13 protein-coding genes are annotated in these 16114 nt (G+C 65.3%); 5 read left to right on the forward strand and 8 right to left on the reverse strand.

The window, feature by feature from the left end:
* Nucleotides 1-56 precede the first annotated feature (56 nt).
* From I9018_RS01020 to I9018_RS01040, 5 genes are all read right to left on the reverse strand, one after another.
* Nucleotides 57-1193 (reverse strand): aminotransferase class I/II-fold pyridoxal phosphate-dependent enzyme, encoded by a 1137-nt coding sequence (locus I9018_RS01020; RefSeq protein WP_124345459.1) that lies wholly within the window; start codon nt 1191-1193, stop codon nt 57-59.
* Nucleotides 1190-2614 (reverse strand): MATE family efflux transporter, encoded by a 1425-nt coding sequence (locus I9018_RS01025; RefSeq protein WP_241108522.1) that lies wholly within the window; start codon nt 2612-2614, stop codon nt 1190-1192. The genes I9018_RS01020 and I9018_RS01025 overlap by 4 nt, the downstream gene beginning before the upstream one ends.
* On the reverse strand, nt 2611-3609 hold the full coding sequence (locus I9018_RS01030; protein ID WP_241108523.1) for a hypothetical protein: 999 nt from the start codon (nt 3607-3609) through the stop codon (nt 2611-2613). Before I9018_RS01030 ends, I9018_RS01025 begins: the two co-directional genes overlap by 4 nt.
* 27 nt (nt 3610-3636) lie before the next feature.
* Nucleotides 3637-5013 carry an alanine racemase gene (locus I9018_RS01035; RefSeq protein ID WP_241108524.1) on the reverse strand — a complete coding sequence of 459 codons (1377 nt, stop codon included), beginning with the start codon at nt 5011-5013 and terminating at the stop codon, nt 3637-3639.
* Between the two features lie 65 nt (nt 5014-5078).
* The gene (locus I9018_RS01040) at nt 5079-7256 is read right to left on the reverse strand and encodes a TonB-dependent siderophore receptor (protein ID WP_241108525.1); all 2178 of its coding nucleotides are present in this window, start codon (nt 7254-7256) and stop codon (nt 5079-5081) included.
* Between the two features lie 348 nt (nt 7257-7604).
* Here I9018_RS01040 and I9018_RS01045 point away from each other — a divergent pair, with 348 nt between their 5' ends.
* A complete protein-coding gene (locus I9018_RS01045) occupies nt 7605-8819 on the forward strand; it encodes a response regulator (protein ID WP_241108526.1) in 1215 nt (404 codons plus the stop codon).
* Nucleotides 8820-8825: 6 nt separating this feature from the next.
* Here I9018_RS01045 and I9018_RS01050 read toward each other — a convergent pair whose 3' ends face one another.
* The 3 genes from I9018_RS01050 to desA form a co-directional block, all read right to left on the reverse strand.
* The gene (locus I9018_RS01050; RefSeq protein ID WP_068578894.1) at nt 8826-9074 is read right to left on the reverse strand and encodes a hypothetical protein; all 249 of its coding nucleotides are present in this window, start codon (nt 9072-9074) and stop codon (nt 8826-8828) included.
* A gap of 69 nt (nt 9075-9143) precedes the next feature.
* Nucleotides 9144-10136: a sensor domain-containing diguanylate cyclase gene (locus tag I9018_RS01055; RefSeq protein WP_241108527.1), complete on the reverse strand. Its 993-nt coding sequence runs from the start codon at nt 10134-10136 to the stop codon at nt 9144-9146.
* Nucleotides 10137-10337: 201 nt separating this feature from the next.
* Nucleotides 10338-11522 (reverse strand): delta-9 fatty acid desaturase DesA, encoded by a 1185-nt coding sequence (desA, locus tag I9018_RS01060; protein WP_068578890.1) that lies wholly within the window; start codon nt 11520-11522, stop codon nt 10338-10340.
* A 145-nt stretch (nt 11523-11667) separates the two neighbouring features.
* Between desA and dibA the strand changes: the two genes are divergently transcribed.
* The 4 genes from dibA (at nt 11668) to cysT (ending at nt 16112) form a co-directional block, all read left to right on the forward strand.
* Nucleotides 11668-13587 (forward strand): phosphodiesterase DibA, encoded by a 1920-nt coding sequence (dibA, locus tag I9018_RS01065; protein WP_068578888.1) that lies wholly within the window; start codon nt 11668-11670, stop codon nt 13585-13587.
* 265 nt (nt 13588-13852) lie between these two features.
* The gene (gene oscA, locus I9018_RS01070; protein ID WP_022643503.1) at nt 13853-14035 is read left to right on the forward strand and encodes a sulfur starvation response protein OscA; all 183 of its coding nucleotides are present in this window, start codon (nt 13853-13855) and stop codon (nt 14033-14035) included.
* A 157-nt stretch (nt 14036-14192) separates the two neighbouring features.
* Nucleotides 14193-15203 (forward strand): sulfate ABC transporter substrate-binding protein, encoded by a 1011-nt coding sequence (locus I9018_RS01075; protein WP_241108528.1) that lies wholly within the window; start codon nt 14193-14195, stop codon nt 15201-15203.
* A gap of 90 nt (nt 15204-15293) precedes the next feature.
* Nucleotides 15294-16112 (forward strand): sulfate ABC transporter permease subunit CysT, encoded by an 819-nt coding sequence (gene cysT, locus I9018_RS01080; RefSeq protein ID WP_241108529.1) that lies wholly within the window; start codon nt 15294-15296, stop codon nt 16110-16112.
* Nucleotides 16113-16114 lie beyond the last annotated feature (2 nt).

Consider the following 16114-nt stretch of genomic DNA (forward strand, 5'->3'; position numbering starts at 1 on the left):
GGTGACCTCCATAGAGTGAACGGTCGGGCAGCGGCGCCCGGGCTGGGCAGGTGGATTCAGCGCAGGGCCTGTACGGCCTGTTGCAGGCCGGCGAGAAAGCGTGCGTTGTCGTCAGGTTGGGCCAGCGTCATGCGGATGCAGGTTTCGTAACCCGGTTCACGCCAGGCCTTGATGATCATGGCTTGCGCCAGCAGGCGCCGGTTGACCTCCTGCGCGTCGACTCCGGTGTCGATGAACAGGAAATGGGTACGCGAGGGCGCGACCTGGAACCCGGCTGCACCGAGGGCCTCGATCATTGGCGCCCGCACCTGGGCGGCAAAGGCCCGGCTGCGGGCCACGTGTTGCTGGTCGCCGAGGGCCGCCAGTGCGGCCTGCTGGGCCAGTTGGTTGATGTTGTAGGGCGTGCGCACCCGATCCAGGGCGGCCACCAGGCTGGCATCGCTGGCAATCCCGTAGCCCACCCGCAGTCCGGCCAGGCCATAGGCCTTGGAGAAGGTGCGCAGGACGATCCAGGGCCTATGCTGGGCGCGCAGCAGGCCCAGTACCTCGGGGAAGTCCGGGTCGGCGCAGGCGTACTCGTAGTAGGCCTCGTCGATCACCAGCAGGGTATCGCTGGCGGCCGCACCGATCAGTTGGGCCAGGGCCTGCTGGTCGAAGATGGTGCCCAGGGGGTTGGATGGGTTGCTGATCAGCAGCATCTTGCTTGGCCCGGCCAGGGCACTGCGCCAGGCGCCGAGGTTGCAGGAAAAGTCCGGGTGCGGCGCGACCTTGGTCACCTGCGCCGCCATCATCAGGGGAAAGATCTCGTGCAGGCCGAAGCACGGTGACTGGGTCACGACCCGGTCGCCCGGGTCGAGAAAGGCCAGGCACAGCAGCTCCAGCAGATTCTCCGAACCGTTGCCGATGATCAGCTGGCTGGGGTGGGTATCGAGCCGTTCGCCCAGGGCGTGACGCAGCGCCAGGCAAGCCGGGTCGGGGTACAGGCCGAGCAGCTCCGGACGATAGTCGCGCAGCACGGCGAGGGCTGCGGGCGCCACACCCAGGGGGTTCTCGTTGTTGCTGAGCTTGAGCAGCGGCTGCCCGGCGCAGTGCTGCGCCACCTGCTCCGGGTCCGCCCCGGGGTCGTACAGGGGCAGGGCCTGCACGCTGGGGCGTAGCAGCTTGAGGACAGCGGCGGAGCGGTCGCGGGTCATGTCGGTTCCTTGGCAGCGTGCATGCCGCCTGCTTGGGTTTGGCTCGGATGGCGCTGGGCCAGCAGGGCCTTGATCTGCCGCTCGAACGACAACACCAGCAGCAGCGCGGTCACGGCGAGGCCAATGGCCAGGCCGATCCAGATGCCGAAGATGCCGTTGGCTGCGAGTACGCCCAGCCCGTAGGCGGCGGGCAGGCCCACCAGCCAGTAGCCGTACAGGGACAGGCGAAAGGGCCCGGCGGTGTCACCCAGGCCCCGCAGGATGCCGTTGCCGATGTTCTGCGCGGCATCGAAGAACTGCAGCAGCGCGGCAATCAGCAGGCCGCTGGCGGTCAGGCTCAGTACCTGCTGGTTGGTGGACTGTTCGGCGGAAATGAACAGCGTCACGATCTGCTGCGCGAACAGCAGGTAGAGCACCGCGAACAGCAGCATCAGCGCGGCGCCGGCCACCAGGCCCATGTGTCCCAGCTGGCGGGCGCGGTGGTACTGGCCGGCGCCATGGGCTTCGCTGATGTGGATCGAGGCCGCGTGGGAGACCCCGGCCGAAAACATGAAGACGATGTAGATGATCTGGTTGAGCACCGTTTGTGCCGCCAGCGCTTCCATGCCCAGGGTCCCGATCAGCAGGGTCAGCACGCTGAAGAAGCCGGCTTCCGACGCGTAGGTTCCAGCAATCGGCAGGCCGAGCTTCCACACCGCGCCCAATGTTGCCCAGGAGCAGCGCAGTCGCTTGAGATCCAGGTACTGCGCGAGCTGGCGGTCCTTGAGCACCACCCCGAGGAACATCAGCAGCGACAGCAGGAACACCAGGCTGCTGGTCAGCGCCACGCCCTGGAAACCCATGGCCGGGAGGCCGAGCTTGCCGAACACCAATCCGTAGTTCAGCCCGGCGCTGAGCACGATCGACACCAGGGTAATGGCCAGCAGCGGCCCCGGGCGTTTCAGGCCGACGGTGAAATGCCGCAGGGCCTGGAACCACAGGCAGGGCAACAGGCCCGGGGCAATGATGGCGAGGAACTGCACCGTGTCCCTGGCCACCTGCGGGTCTTGCCCGAGCCAGACCAGAGGCCGCTCCAGGAGCAGCAGCACGCCGATGAACAGCACGCCGCTGAGGGTCGCCCAGAACAGCCCGGCCACCAGCAGCTGGCGGATCTGTCCGTGGTCCTGGCGTGCGTTGGCCTGGGCCACCAGGTTGCTGACGCCGGTCACCAGGCCAGTGCCGGTGGTGCGCAGCTGGTTGAACAGGGCCAGGGCCAGGCCACCGGCGGCGATCTCCCGGGCACCCAGGGCGCCCAGGACCACGATGTCGATGGTGGTCAGGGCGACGTGGGCCAGGTTGGTGAGGATCAGTGGGCCGGCCAGCAATAGCAGCGGCAGGAATTCCTGGCGCCACGGCGATGGGGTGCGGGAAGTCGGGCTCACCATAGCTTGACCCTCTGCCCGCGTCGGCTGGCCAGGGCCAGGTCCGCCAGGTAGCGCCCCAGGGCCACGTCGGTGACCACCATGCCGCTGTTGTAGGCGAAGACGATATCCCGCTCATGGCGGCGTGCCGGGGCGTGGCCGAGGAGGATGTCCGGCAACTGCGCGTCCATGTCCGGCAGGCTGCCGTCGGCGGCGGCCAGGTCGGCGCTGGTGACGCGCATCTGCGCGCTGTCGGTGGCGATGCGGTAGTCGGCGCCGTGCAGCACATCGGCATCGATGCCGTAGCCCACCAGCACCGCCACGGCCCCGGGCTTGAGCCAGGCTCGCTTGACCTGCTGGCGGGCGGTCAGGCCGGCCACCCCGAGAATGATGTCGGCTTGCGCAGCAGCCTGCGGCAAGTCTTCGACCACCTCGACCTCGCGCCCCGGGCAGTGGCGCTGGAGATTCTCGCGCACCGCCTTGAGGCCGTCGGCGTAGTGGCCATAGACCTGCAGGCGTTGCAGCCCGGGCAGGGCGGCCAGGAGCATCGGCAAGGCGATCTGCCCCTGCACGCCGCTGCCGACCACCAGTGCCGTGCGGGCGTCGGGGCAGGCGGCCCGGGCCATCAGCGCCGAGGTCGCGCTGGTGCGCATTGGCCCCAACTGGGCCACGTCCATCAAGGCGATGGGCTGGCCGCTGCGATCGTCACAGAGAAAGATGAAGGAGTGGAAGCGGTAGGCCTCGCGCTGGCGCTGCGGGTCGTGCTCGTACACCACCTTGAAGCCCAGGGTCTGGCTGGCGCCGTCGCGCCCCACCATCGAGTAGCTGATGGAGCGCTGGTCCGCCGGCTCGACGATGGTCTTGAGCGGGTTCTGCGAGTCGCCATTGCGCAGGGCGATGTAGGCCTGCTCCACCACCTTGAGCACATCCTCGTGGCGTACCCCCAGGTCTTCCAGGTCGGCCTGTGCAAGCACCCAGAGTTCGCCGGGCGCGGCGTATTGCGTTGAGCTGTTCATCCTGACTCCTTGTTGGCAAGCAAAACCTCACGCCAGCCCATCGAGCTTCCAGCGCAGGGTGGGGCCGTCGAGTTCGATGACGACCTTGTGGGGCAACCGGGCCTCGTGAAACGGCGACTCGTTGGAGTCCATCTGGTAGCCGGCGGTGTTGAGGTAGACCAGCAGGTCGCCGGGGCGTACCGGTTGGTCGAAACGGATCTTGCGCCAGGTCAGCATGTCGGACTCCAGGCAGGTCGAGCCGCCGACACAGGCGAGAAAGGGCGCGGCCGGGCGGGGTTCGGCGGGGAGCAGCAAGGGCTCGGGCAGGAACTCGCTGTTGAACCACTGCTCGGAGAGGCTGAAGCTGCTGCCCTGCACCGTGACCAGCGCGTAGCCGTCACCCCGGTCCTTGACCCCCTGGACGCGAAAGGCGCTGATGCCGGCCTGGTCGAGCAGTGCCCGGCCGGGTTCGATCATCAACTCGATGGCGTGCCGCTCGGCCTTCTGCGCCAGGGTCATGGCCGTGTCCACCGGGGTTGCGAGAATGTCCGCCAGGGCGTCGGCAGTGGCGCGCGGTGCGCCGTAGGGATAGAAGCCGTTGAAGGTGCGGGCACCGTGGTAGTGGTTGGGCCGGTCCTGCTGGAGGAAGCGGGCCCAGGCCCCGGGGCTGACGTACCGCACGGCAAGGCCGCCCCCCAGGTTCAGGCGTCGGCAATGTTCCAGGCCCGCCGCGCGGGTGCTCACGCAGAGGTCGAGCAAGCGATTGGCGGTCTGGGCGCGCTGCTCGCTGGAGTAACCGCCGAGGTGGAAGGAAAACCCCATCAGGCGTAACCAGCGGGGATGCTCCCGGCACAGCGCAATGGCCTGTGCGCACTGCCCTGGGTCGAGGCCGAAGCGGCTCTCGGGCTGGCTCTCGGGCAGGCAACGCAACAACAACCGGGCCTGTTGGTCACGGTGGCGCGCCAGGTGCAGCAGGCGTTGCAACTCGCTGGGCGAATCGATGGCCAACAGGCATTGGTGACTCAGGCTCAGCGCCAGCAAGCGCTCGCTTTTTTCCGGGCCGGAGACCCCGATGGCATGGCCCGGTACGCCGCCGCCCAGGGCCCTTTCCAGCTCGCCGACGCTGGCCACGTCAACGCCGATGCCCTCCTGGGAGCAGGCCTGGATCAGGCAGTCGGCCTTGTTGGCTTTTTTCGCGAATAGCAGCGTGCCCGTGGCTGGTGCTTGGTCGAAGGTGCGTTGGAACTGGCGGATGTTCTCCACGAACACCTGCGGCAGCATCAGGTGCAGGGGCGAACCCAGGCCCTGCACCAGGTCGTGCAGGGCTGCCGGGTGCTGGCGCAGCAGGTCGTCGACGCGGGCATGGCGCAGGCTGGCCAATGGGTTGGAAGGCTGGCTGGCGTTGGAGCGTGAAGGCAGGTGCATGACTGGCGTTTTCATCCTTGGCAGAGGCGCTGGCGCCGGCAACCCTGTGCCGACGCCGTGTCAGGTCAGAATTCGAAGCGCGCCGAGAGGAACACCTCGCGTTCGCGTCCCACTTCCAGGCCGCCCTGGTAATAGGTGCTGGCGTAGTAATAGGTGTTGGTCAGGTTCTTGCCGTGGAGCCGATAGGTCACCGGCGTTTCGCCTAGTCGGGTGCGGTAGCTGGCACCTGCGTCGAGCAGGGCATAGCCGGGGATGTAGCCGCTGTTCTGGGCATCCACCGGACGGCTGCCGACCAGGCTCAGGGTGCTGTCCAGGGACAGGCCGGGAACGCTTTGCAACTGGTATTGGGCACCGAAGGTCCCCTTCCATTTCGGCACGCCTTCGGTGCGCTTGCCGGCGACGCTGAGGTCGTCCACGTTCTCCAAGCGGGTTGCCAGATAGGCCAGGTTGGCGTCCAGGGTCAGCGAGTCGGTGGGCCGGTGGCTGAGGTTGAGCTCGATGCCCCGGTGGCGATACTGGCCTTTGCTGACGAAGGTGTTGCTGGTGTCCAGGTAGCTGGCGTTGCGGCGGATCTCGAAGAGCGCCAGGCCCAGGCTTGCGCGTGAGTCGAGCTCGGCCTTGAGCCCGACTTCGTATTGCTCGGACTCGATGGCATCGGTGGGCTGGTTCTTGTTGGTGGCATTCCAGGGCGCGTAGTCGCCTTTCTCCAGGCCGCGCGAATAGCTGACGTAGGTCATCAGGTTGTCCAGCGGGCGGTAGATCAGGGCGCCGCTGGGGACGAACACGTCATGGCGCTGGGGCAGTGCGTTGGCCGACAGATGATCGGCGCGGTACCAGATGTAGCGCCCACCGAGCAGCACCTGGAACTGCTCGTTGAGAGACACCAGGTCGCTGGCGAAGACCGAGCTTTCCTTGATCCGCGAGACGAACTCGATGTCGTTCTCCGGACCGAAATGATGCTTGGGCGGCTGCACCGGGTGGCGGATGTTGCCCACCGAAACGTCGCTGACGCGAACCCCGGGATTGGCGCTGTTGATATCGTCCCAGGCCGGGCTACGGTCCTTGAACTGCTTGTAGCCGGTGCCCAGGAACACATCGTGGTAGAGGCTGCCGGTGTTGAACTTGCCCGCCAGGTAGGACTGCAGCGACCAGGTGCTGAACACCTCGCCACGGGAAACATAGAGGTCGGCGGTGCCGATGTCGCCATTGGGCTGGATGTTGAACAGGTCGTTGTAGCCGCCGTGGCGCTCGACCTGCGAATAGTTGGCCTGGGTGATGGAGGTCCAGTTGTCGCTGAGGGTGTATTCGAACTTGGCGTCGAGGTTCTTGCCCTCGGTCTGGTGGCGGAACCAGGAACCGGTCAGCAGGTCGCGACGGTTGATCTTCGGCGGCCTGACGTAGCTGGACGCATCCAGTGGATTGGCCCGGTGGCTCTGGTCAGCCCGCAGCAGGGGATCGGCCACCGTGGACTTCCACGACCAGTCGCCGTTGAGTTGCAGTAGCGCACGGTCGCTCAAGCGCCAGTCGGTGGCCAGGCCGATGAACTTGCGCTCCATGTCCCGGGCGTGATCGTAGTCGCCGTTCTTTTCGTAGCCGGCATTCAGGCGATAGCCGAAGGCGCCGTCGGCGGTGGAGTTGCTGTTGTCGATGGCGACGTAGCGCCCGGCCAGGGACGAGCCCTGGACCGTCAGCTTGAGCAGGGGATCGAGGGTCGGGCGCTTGGGGATGTAGTTGATCGTGCCGCCAGGGGAATTGACCCCGTACAGGAAGCCCGACGGCCCCTTGAGTACGTCGATGCGCTCCACGTTCTCCAGGGGGAAGTCGTGGTGCGGGGCCAATGCCAGGCCATCGCGACGGATGGTGTTGAAGTTGTCCATGGCAAAGCCGCGCAGGCGGAAATTGTCGAAGCCGCTACCGGCGGAGGCACTGAGGATCGAGGGGTCCAGGCTCAGCACATCGACGGCGGTACGCGCCGACGAGTCGGCGATGGTCTTGGCGTCGTAGCTCTGGATGACCAGGGGGATCTCCATGGCTGTCTTGGCGCCGAAGGCCCCGGCATTCACCTCGTAGGCATCGTTGAGGGGCGGGGCGACGATATGGCTGGTGTCCAGGCTCAGGGGAGCGGCCTTGCGCTCTTCCCGGACCTCCTGCGCTTCGACGGCGGGCAGGCTGCAACAGGCTGAAAACACACCGGCCAAGAGCGTGCACGCACAACGTTGTGCTGATCCGTACAACGGGTTCATCTGTAGTCCCTTAACTCAACGAAGCATGAAGTTCGCCGCTGTCCAACCGGCCTGCCGTGGCTCGTCGATGAGCCTTGCTCTGTCCAGGCTGAAAACGTCGTTGACACTCGATCCAAGTGTGAGAACTGTTCTCGAATGAAACATTATAACGTTTTTATTTTTCACGCAACGACCTTCCCCGCAAGTCGTTCCAGGGCTCTGGTGCGCAGGGTTCGATGCAAAGGGCTGATGTGTTGGGAGGCGTTTACCGGGCACTTTTCCCGGTTTTTTCGAGGCCATCGGTGTTTTTGGCTGTATGAATCCGGCGGCTTTGACTAAGGTGCACCCATAGTTACCGGAGCGTGCTGCATGACCGCTGTCGATCTACCTGCTGTACCTCGCGTGCTGATCGCCGAGGCCGATCCCTGGTCCCGCGACCTGCTGACCCAAGTGCTGCTCAACGTACGCTGCGATGCGCGCCTGGACCTGTGTGCCGATGGCCAGGAAGCCATGGACCTGCTCAGCGCCAAGCCCTACGACCTGGTCATTGCCGATTGGGAGCTGCCGGGTATCGATGGCCTGGCGCTGTTGCGGGCGGTGCGCCAGCGCAAGCGCAACCCGCTGCAGCCGTTCATTCTCCTTAGCGTGCGCAGCGACAGTGCCAGCGTGCGCGAGGCGTTGCCCCTGGCGCCTACTGCCTACCTGACCAAGCCCCTGAACATGGAAGGCCTGACCCAGCGCCTGCAGGGCTTGCTGCTGGACGCTGGCCAGGAGGTCTCCTGCGAGGTCCCGAGCCTGACGCCCGGTACGACCTTGTACAGCTTTCTCGAACACCGCCGCGAGCTGGCCGACGGCGCGCCCCTGTTGACCGACGTGCAACTGGCGGTCAAGCGCAGCCTGCACCCCGAAGGGCTGGACCTGCGCTTGCTGGAGGAAGAAATCCGCACCGACCCGCAAGTCACCGCCGTGCTGATCGCCGCTGCCAACAGCGCTGCCCAGCACCATGGCGACGGCGTGCAGACCCTGTCCCAGGCCTTGCAGCGGCTCGGCACCGGGCAGAGCATGAATCTGATCCTCGGCCTGACCCTCAAGCGCAGCGCCCGCCTCAGCGACCCGGTCCTGGCCGACTATGCCGAGCGCTACTGGGGGCTGTCGCTGCACACCGCGGAGTATGGGCGGACCCTGGCGCGCCTGTTGGACCTGGACCAGGAGCGTTGCTACTGCGCCGGCCTGTTGCACCGCCTGGGCGACCTGGCGTTGCTGCGCTGCCTGCAGGAGTGGAAGCAGGCGGGCGGTGAGCTGGACGATCAGGAGGAGGTCGGAGATGCCCTGGAGCGTTTTGGCGCCGCCTACGGTTCGGCCCTGCGCACCCGCTGGCGCATGCCCCTGGAGCTGCGCGAGCTGATCGCCTCGGTGTATCAGCTCGGCGGTGGCGTCTATTCCCGCGAGGCCCTGGTGATGAACCTGGCCGGCCAGTTGGCTCGCCTGCCAGCCTCGGAAGGAGTGGAAGAAGTGGCCCGGGGCAAGACCGCGCGCCTGCTCAAGGTCGGCCTGCCGGAGCTGAGTCGCCTGCGCAAGGGGTGAGTGAGGTCAGTTGCCCAGAAGCTCGAACAGCGCGAACCAGCCATCGACCGTCTGGTCTTCGGCCAGGAAGGCCAGGTAGAAGAACGGCCAGGCGGCCAGCAGGGTCAGCAACTGCGCTGGATGGGGCCCGAGCTTGACGGCCAGGGCCAGCCCGAACACCACCAGGGCCACGCCGATCAGCAAGCACACCAGGCGCTTGCCCCGACAACCATTGCGTTTGCTGTTGATGCGCTTGAGCAGTTGTTCTTCGTTCATCGGGTCGTGCGTCCGGCGCGGGCCGCCATTGCCATGGGGGCCGCAGTCTATCCCGGCCCGGACGGCGAATCAGCCACTGACGATGCGATTCTTGCCCTGGCGCTTGGCCTCGTACATCGCCGCGTCGGCCCGGGCGAACAGGCTGTCCAGGCTCTCGTCCTCCGCCAGCAGCCCCGTCAGGCCCTGGCTGACCGTGATGCTGAAGGCCTGGCCCTGGTGGCTGAAGTGCTGGCGCTGGATTTCCCGTTGCAGGCGCTCGGCCACCTGGCGCGCCATGTCGACGGCACAACCGGGAAACAGGGCGGCGAATTCTTCGCCGCCAATACGCCCGAACAGGTCGCCCCGGCGCAGGGCGGCGCGCCCGCTCTCGGCGATGCGCTGCAGGACCACATCGCCCTCGGGATGGCCGTAGGTGTCGTTGATCACCTTGAAGTCATCGATATCCAAGAGCAGGAAAGACAGCGGCGAACCCTGCAGGCGGGCCTGCTCGAACTCGCGGTTGGCACATTCGAAGAAGTGCCGGCGGTTGCTGCTCTGGGTCAGCGCATCGGTAGTGGCCAGGCGCTGCAGCTCGGCCTCCAGCTGCTTCTTTTCGCTGATGTCCTCGGCGATACCCACTACGACCAGGCGCTGCCCGGGCTCGGCATTGCGGTTGATAAAGCATTTGTCGCTAAGCCAACGCACCTGGCCCGCGGCATCGATGATGCGGTACTCGCGGTCCTCCACGGCGCCTTTCTCCAGGACTTGGGCCAGGCTGCGCTCGGCGTACTCCAGGTCGTCGGGATAGATGCTGTCGCGCCATTGGTTGTAGTCCGCCAGCAACAGGCCGGCAGGGCGCCCGAAAATGCGTTCATAGGCCGGGCTGACGTAGAGCACCTGGCGGCTGCTCCAGTCCAGGGCCCAGAGTACTGCGTTGACGCTGACCAGCAGCGAGCTGAACAGCTGCTCGCGTTCGGTCAGGCGGGCGACTTCGCCCTGGGCATGCATCAGGGCCAGTAGGGTTTGCGCGGCCTCGGGCCATTGGGGGAGCGAAGATGGAATGTCTGGATTCTTGTTGACCATCGGCACATATCTCGAAGGGCGTGCCGCTTCGACAGCGGCTACAACCAAGCCCGCCTGGATGGCGAAGTGTTGTTTGAGATAGAGGATGGAACATGAAGTTCCCGGCTGCCCGGGCGATACGCCGGACGGTCGAGGCTCTGGAGAGGGGGAGCAGGGCACCGGCCCCCTCGCCACAGCCAATGCCGTGGCGAGGGGCGTGGATCAGGCGACGCTAGGACGCAGGGAGTAGGTCTTGAGCTGGCTGGCGAAGTCCCGCAGGGACTGGATGCCGCTGGCCTCGGCCTCGTGGACCCAGTCCTTGATCGCGGCCAGCATGTCGTGGCCGTTGGAGCTGGTCTTGACCCAGATCTGTTGCAGCGCCAGGCGCTTCTCGTAGATCACCTTCAATGCCTGGCTGTGTTCCAGCATGTTCTGGATGCGCAGGTGGTGGCGGTCTTCCAGCAGGCTGGTTTCCCGGGACAGCAAGCGCTTGGCGCGGTGGAACTGGTGGCGCACCGAGTGATCGACCTTGGCCAGTTCCTGCTTGACCAGCGGGCCGATCACCAGCTTGCGGTACTGGGCCATGATCTGGAACCGGTTGTTGAGGATCGCCATGGCGGTGTCCATGTCCAGGTGGCCCTTGCCTTCGACCCGATGGGCGATGGGCGCCACTCGCTGGACCTTGGCCAGGCCCAGCAGGCTGAACAGCTTGATCCAGCCCCAGCCCATGTCGAACTCCCACTTCTTCACCGACAGCTTGGCCGAGTTGGGGTAGGTGTGGTGGTTGTTATGCAGCTCTTCGCCGCCGACGATGATGCCCCACGGCACCAGGTTGGTGGCCGCGTCGCGGCATTCGAAGTTGCGGTAGCCCACGGCATGGCCCAGGCCGTTGATCACGCCGGCGGCCCAGAACGGGATCCACATCATCTGCACCGCCCAGATGGTGATGCCGATGGTGCCGAACAGCAGCAGGTCGATCACCGCCATCAGCGCCACGCCACCGAGCTTGTAGCGGCTGTAGAGGTTGCGCTCGATCCAGTCTTCCGGGCAGTTCTTGCCGTAGATGCGCAGGGTCTCGGGGTTGCGGGCTTCTTCGCGGTACAGCTCGGCGCCTTTGCGCATGACCGTGGACAGGCCCTTGATCACCGGGCTGTGCGGGTCGTCGACCGTCTCGCACTTGGCGTGGTGCTTGCGATGGATCGCGGTCCACTCGCGGGTGTTCTGCGCCGTGGTCAGCCACAGCCAGAAACGGAAGAAATGCTTGAGCCCGGCATTGAGCTCCAGGGAGCGATGCGCGGAATAGCGATGCAGATAGACCGTGACCGCGACGATGGTCACGTGGGTCATCAACAGGGTGACTGCCACCAGTTGCCAGGCGGACAAGCCAAGTAAACCTTCATACCACATAGGCGATAAGGCCCTCGATAGAGAAAAAACAGCCCAGGCATTATCACTAAGCACGTCGAGAAAACCAGTCGCCCTTTCAGATAAGAGTGGCGGGATGTTTCTTCCTCTATAATCCCAAACTTTTCGTGTGGAAATAGACGGGCTTATGTCGGTTTCTTATCGCAATGGCTTGCGTGCGGCCTTGCTCTACCTGCTGCTGTCCCTGGTTTGGCTCCAGCTCAGTGGTTATTTATTGAGCAGTTTCTTCGATGGGTCTCCGGATGAGGCTCGTTGGCAACGGGCCAGTTGCTACGCCTGGGCCCTGGTCAGTGCGGTGCTGATCTTCTTTGCCCGTGCCCGCTTGCTGCGGGTGCTGGGCGCCGATCGCTGGTTGCGCCACCAGCAGAAGGACCGCGAGCGCCTGCGCCAGGCGGCGGCGGTGTTCGACTGTACCCGCGAGGGGGTACTGGTGAGCGACACCCAGGGGCAGATCGTCCACGTCAACCGTGCCTTCATCGAGATCACCGGCTACCAGCGCGAGGAGGTGCTGGGGCGCCAGCCGAGCATGTTCAAGTCCGGCCATCATTCGGTGGACTTCTATAAGGCGATGTTCGGTGCGTTACGCCAGAGCGGCGAGTGGAGCGGGGAAATCTGGAACCGGCGCAAGAGCGGGGAAATCTATCCACAGTGGCAGACCATCCGTGCGATCCACGATGAGCAGGGCGAACTCACCCACTATGTGGCGGTATTCTCCGACATCAGCGCGATCAAGGACTCCGAACACGAGCTGGCGCACCTGGCCCACCACGATCCACTGACTGACCTGCCCAACCGCCTGCTGCTCACCGACCGCGCCGAACAGGCCCTGGCTTCGGCGCAGATCCACAAGCGCGGCTGCGCCATGCTGATGATCGACCTGGACCACTTCAAGATGGTCAACGACAGCCTCGGGCATAACGTCGGCGACCAGTTGCTCAAGGCTTTTGCCCAACGCCTGCGCGACATGTTCGGCCCGGGCGTGACCCTGGCGCGCCTGGGCGGCGACGAGTTCGCCGTGCTGGCCGAAAGCTGCCCGCAGTTGGTGCAGGCGGCAGCCCTGGCCCAGCGCATCCTCGATGGCCTCAAGGAGCCATTCCAGCTGGATGGCCACCAGGTGCTGATCAACGCCAGCATCGGCATCAGCCTGTTTCCCAGCGATGCCTTGAGCGCCAGCCAGCTGTTGCGCAACGCCGATGCCGCGTTGTTCAAGGCCAAGAGCGCCGGGCGCAATGGTTATGCCCTGTATACCGAGGAACTCACTGCCCACGCCCAGCAGCGGGTGGAGATCGCCTTCGAACTGCGCCGGGCCCTGGACCGCCAGGAGCTGCGGGTCTACTACCAGCCGGTGCACGACCTGGCCAGCAGTCGCCTGGTGGGCGTCGAGGCCCTGGTGCGCTGGCAGCACCCGCACCGGGGCCTGGTGCCGCCGGCGGAGTTCATCCCCATCGCCGAACGCACCGGGATGATTGCCGAGATCGATGCCTGGGTCATGGGCGAGGCATGCCGGCAGATGTGCCAGTGGCAGGCCGAGGGCGTGGTGCTGTCGTTCATCGCGGTGAACGTCTCGACCCGCCTGTTCGCGCGCAGCGAGCTGTACCAGCAGGTGGCCCAGGTGCTGCACGACACCGGGCTGGACCCAGCCTACCTGGAGCTGGAGGTCACCGAGAGTGCGCTGATGGACGACCCGGAAGTGGCCCTGGAGCAGATGCACCGCCTGCGGGAGCTGGGCATCCGCCTGGCCATCGACGACTTCGGCACCGGCTATTCGTCGTTGCTGCGGCTCAAGCGCCTGCCGGTGCAAAAGCTCAAGATCGACCAGGGCTTCGTCGCCGGCTTGCCGTGGGACGAGGACGATGCGGCGATTTCCCGGGTCATCGTGGCCCTGGCCCAGAGCATGGGCATGCAGGTCCATGCCGAAGGTATCGAACAGATGGAGCAGGCCCGCTTCCTCCTCGACCATGGCTGCGATTTGGGCCAGGGCTACTGGTTCGGCCGGCCGATGCCAGCGTCGCTGCTGGACTGGGACAACGCCCCGCAGATCCTCTGATGCGCCTGATGCAGCTGGCGGTCGCTGCGCACCCGGTCGCAGCCTCGCTGTGCTCGACAGCGGCTACAGGTGCTTCGCGTAGCGGCCGCAAGAGGCTGGCCATGGACCCACGGGGCCCGTAACTGCGCGCCCCGTCGAATAATTTCCGCTGGTTATATAAACATTCTTAAATAGTATTTTTAAGAATATCCCTGCCTATCTACTATTGCTCCACGCCACCCGCAGTGCCGCCACTGCACGGCACATCCCACTCAGGAGCAACACCATGAGCGCATCTCTACGTAGCGTCGACGGACAGGACGAAGCAACCATCTTGCGTGAAATTCAAAGTGCACTGCGGGACCTGCGCTTCGGGGCAGTGGAAATCACCGTGCACAACGCCCAGGTCGTGCAGATCGAGCGCAAGGAAAAATTCCGCCTGCAGCAACCCGGCAACAAGCCCAGCTGAATCGCGCGTCACCCTCTCGCGAGCGAGAGGCCCGACTGGTCAACCGGAGGGCGTCACCCATGACCCCCAGTTCGTCCCCCAGCGTTCATCCGCGAATGCGAGCCTGATTCGCCATAAGAAAAATGCCAGCACATTAGAAAATTTCGGGAGCTCTACCATGTCGTCGATTCGCCGTTATGCCCTGGCTGCCCTCGCCAGCGCCATTTTTGCCGGTTCCGCCGTAGCCAAGGACTATGAGCTGCTCAACGTGTCCTACGACCCGACCCGCGAGCTGTACCAGGACTACAACGCCGATTTCGTAAACTTCTGGAAGAAGGAGCACCCCGGCGACAACGTGAAGATCCAGCAATCCCACGGTGGCTCGGGCAAGCAGGGCCGGGCGGTGATCGATGGCCTGCGCGCCGACGTGGTGACCCTGGCCCTGGCCGGCGACATCGACGAAATCGCCAAGCTCGGCAAGACCCTGCCGGCGGACTGGCAGCAGCGCCTGCCCGACGCCAGCACACCCTACACCTCGACCATCGTGTTCCTGGTGCGCAAGGGCAACCCCAAGGGCATCAAGGACTGGGGCGACCTGATCAAGAAGGACGTCTCGGTGATCACCCCCAACCCGAAGACCTCCGGCGGCGCCCGCTGGAACTTCCTGGCCGCCTGGGCCTACGGCCTGAAGGCCGGAGGTAGCGAAGCCAAGGCCAAGGACTACGTGCAAGAGCTGTTCAAGCACGTACCGGTGCTGGATACCGGTGCCCGAGGCTCGACCATCACCTTCGTCAACAACGGCCAGGGCGACGTGCTGCTGGCTTGGGAAAACGAAGCCTTCCTGGCGCTCAAGGAAGACGGTGGCGCCGACAAGTTCGACATCGTCGTGCCGTCGCTGTCGATCCTCGCCGAACCGCCGGTGGCGGTGGTGGACAAGAACGCCGAGAAGAAGGGCAACACGGCGATCGCCGAAGCCTACCTCAAGCACCTGTACAGCCCGGCCGGCCAGGAGATTGCGGCGAAGAACTTCTATCGTCCACGGGACAAGGACGTGGCGGCCAAATACGCCCAGCAGTTCCCGAAACTGGAGCTGGTGACTATCGACAAGGACTTCGGCGGCTGGAAAACTGCCCAACCGAAATTCTTCAATGACGGTGGCGTGTTCGACCAGATCTACCAGGCCCAGTAACAGGAGGAGCCACTCTAACCGCCATCGCCTGGAGCCCCGGAATCACTTCGGGGCTTCGTGCGTTTCACCTGCGTTCAACCAAGGACTCTTATGTCGCGTCGTATCTCCCCCGTCATACCCGGCTTCGGGCTGACGCTGGGCTACACCTTGGTGTACCTCAGCCTGATTGTGCTCATCCCCCTGGCGGCGATGTTCGTCCATGCCGCACAACTCACCTGGGACCAGTTCTGGGCCATCGTCTCGGCGCCCCGGGTGCTCGCCGCCCTCAAGCTCAGCTTCGGCACCGCCTTGTACGCGGCAGTCATCAATGGCCTGATCGGCACGCTGTTGGCCTGGGTCCTGGTGCGCTACAGCTTCCCCGGGCGGCGGATCATCGATGCGATGATCGACCTGCCCTTCGCCTTGCCCACCGCGGTGGCGGGCATCGCCCTGACCGCGCTGTACGCGCCTACCGGGCTGGTGGGCCAGTTCGCCACCGACCTGGGCTTCAAGATCGCCTACACGCCCTTGGGCATCACCCTGGCGCTGACCTTCGTCACCCTGCCGTTCGTGGTGCGCACGGTGCAGCCGGTGCTGGCGGACATCCCCCGTGAAGTGGAAGAGGCCGCCGCCTGCCTCGGCGCCAAGCCCTGGCAGGTGTTCCGCCATATCCTGGTGCCGGCCTTGCTGCCAGCCTGGCTCACCGGTTTCGCCCTGGCCTTCGCCCGGGGCGTGGGCGAGTACGGTTCGGTGATCTTCATCGCTGGCAACATGCCGATGAAGACCGAGATCCTGCCGCTGCTGATCATGGTCAAGCTCGACCAGTACGATTACACCGGCGCCACTGCCATCGGCGTGCTGATGCTGGTGGTGTCCTTCATCCTGCTGCTGCTGATCAACCTGCTGCAGCGGCGCATCGAAACCCCATAAGG

Source organism: Pseudomonas sp. MPFS (assembly GCF_022537035.1).
Lineage (GTDB): Bacteria > Pseudomonadota > Gammaproteobacteria > Pseudomonadales > Pseudomonadaceae > Aquipseudomonas > Aquipseudomonas sessilinigenes.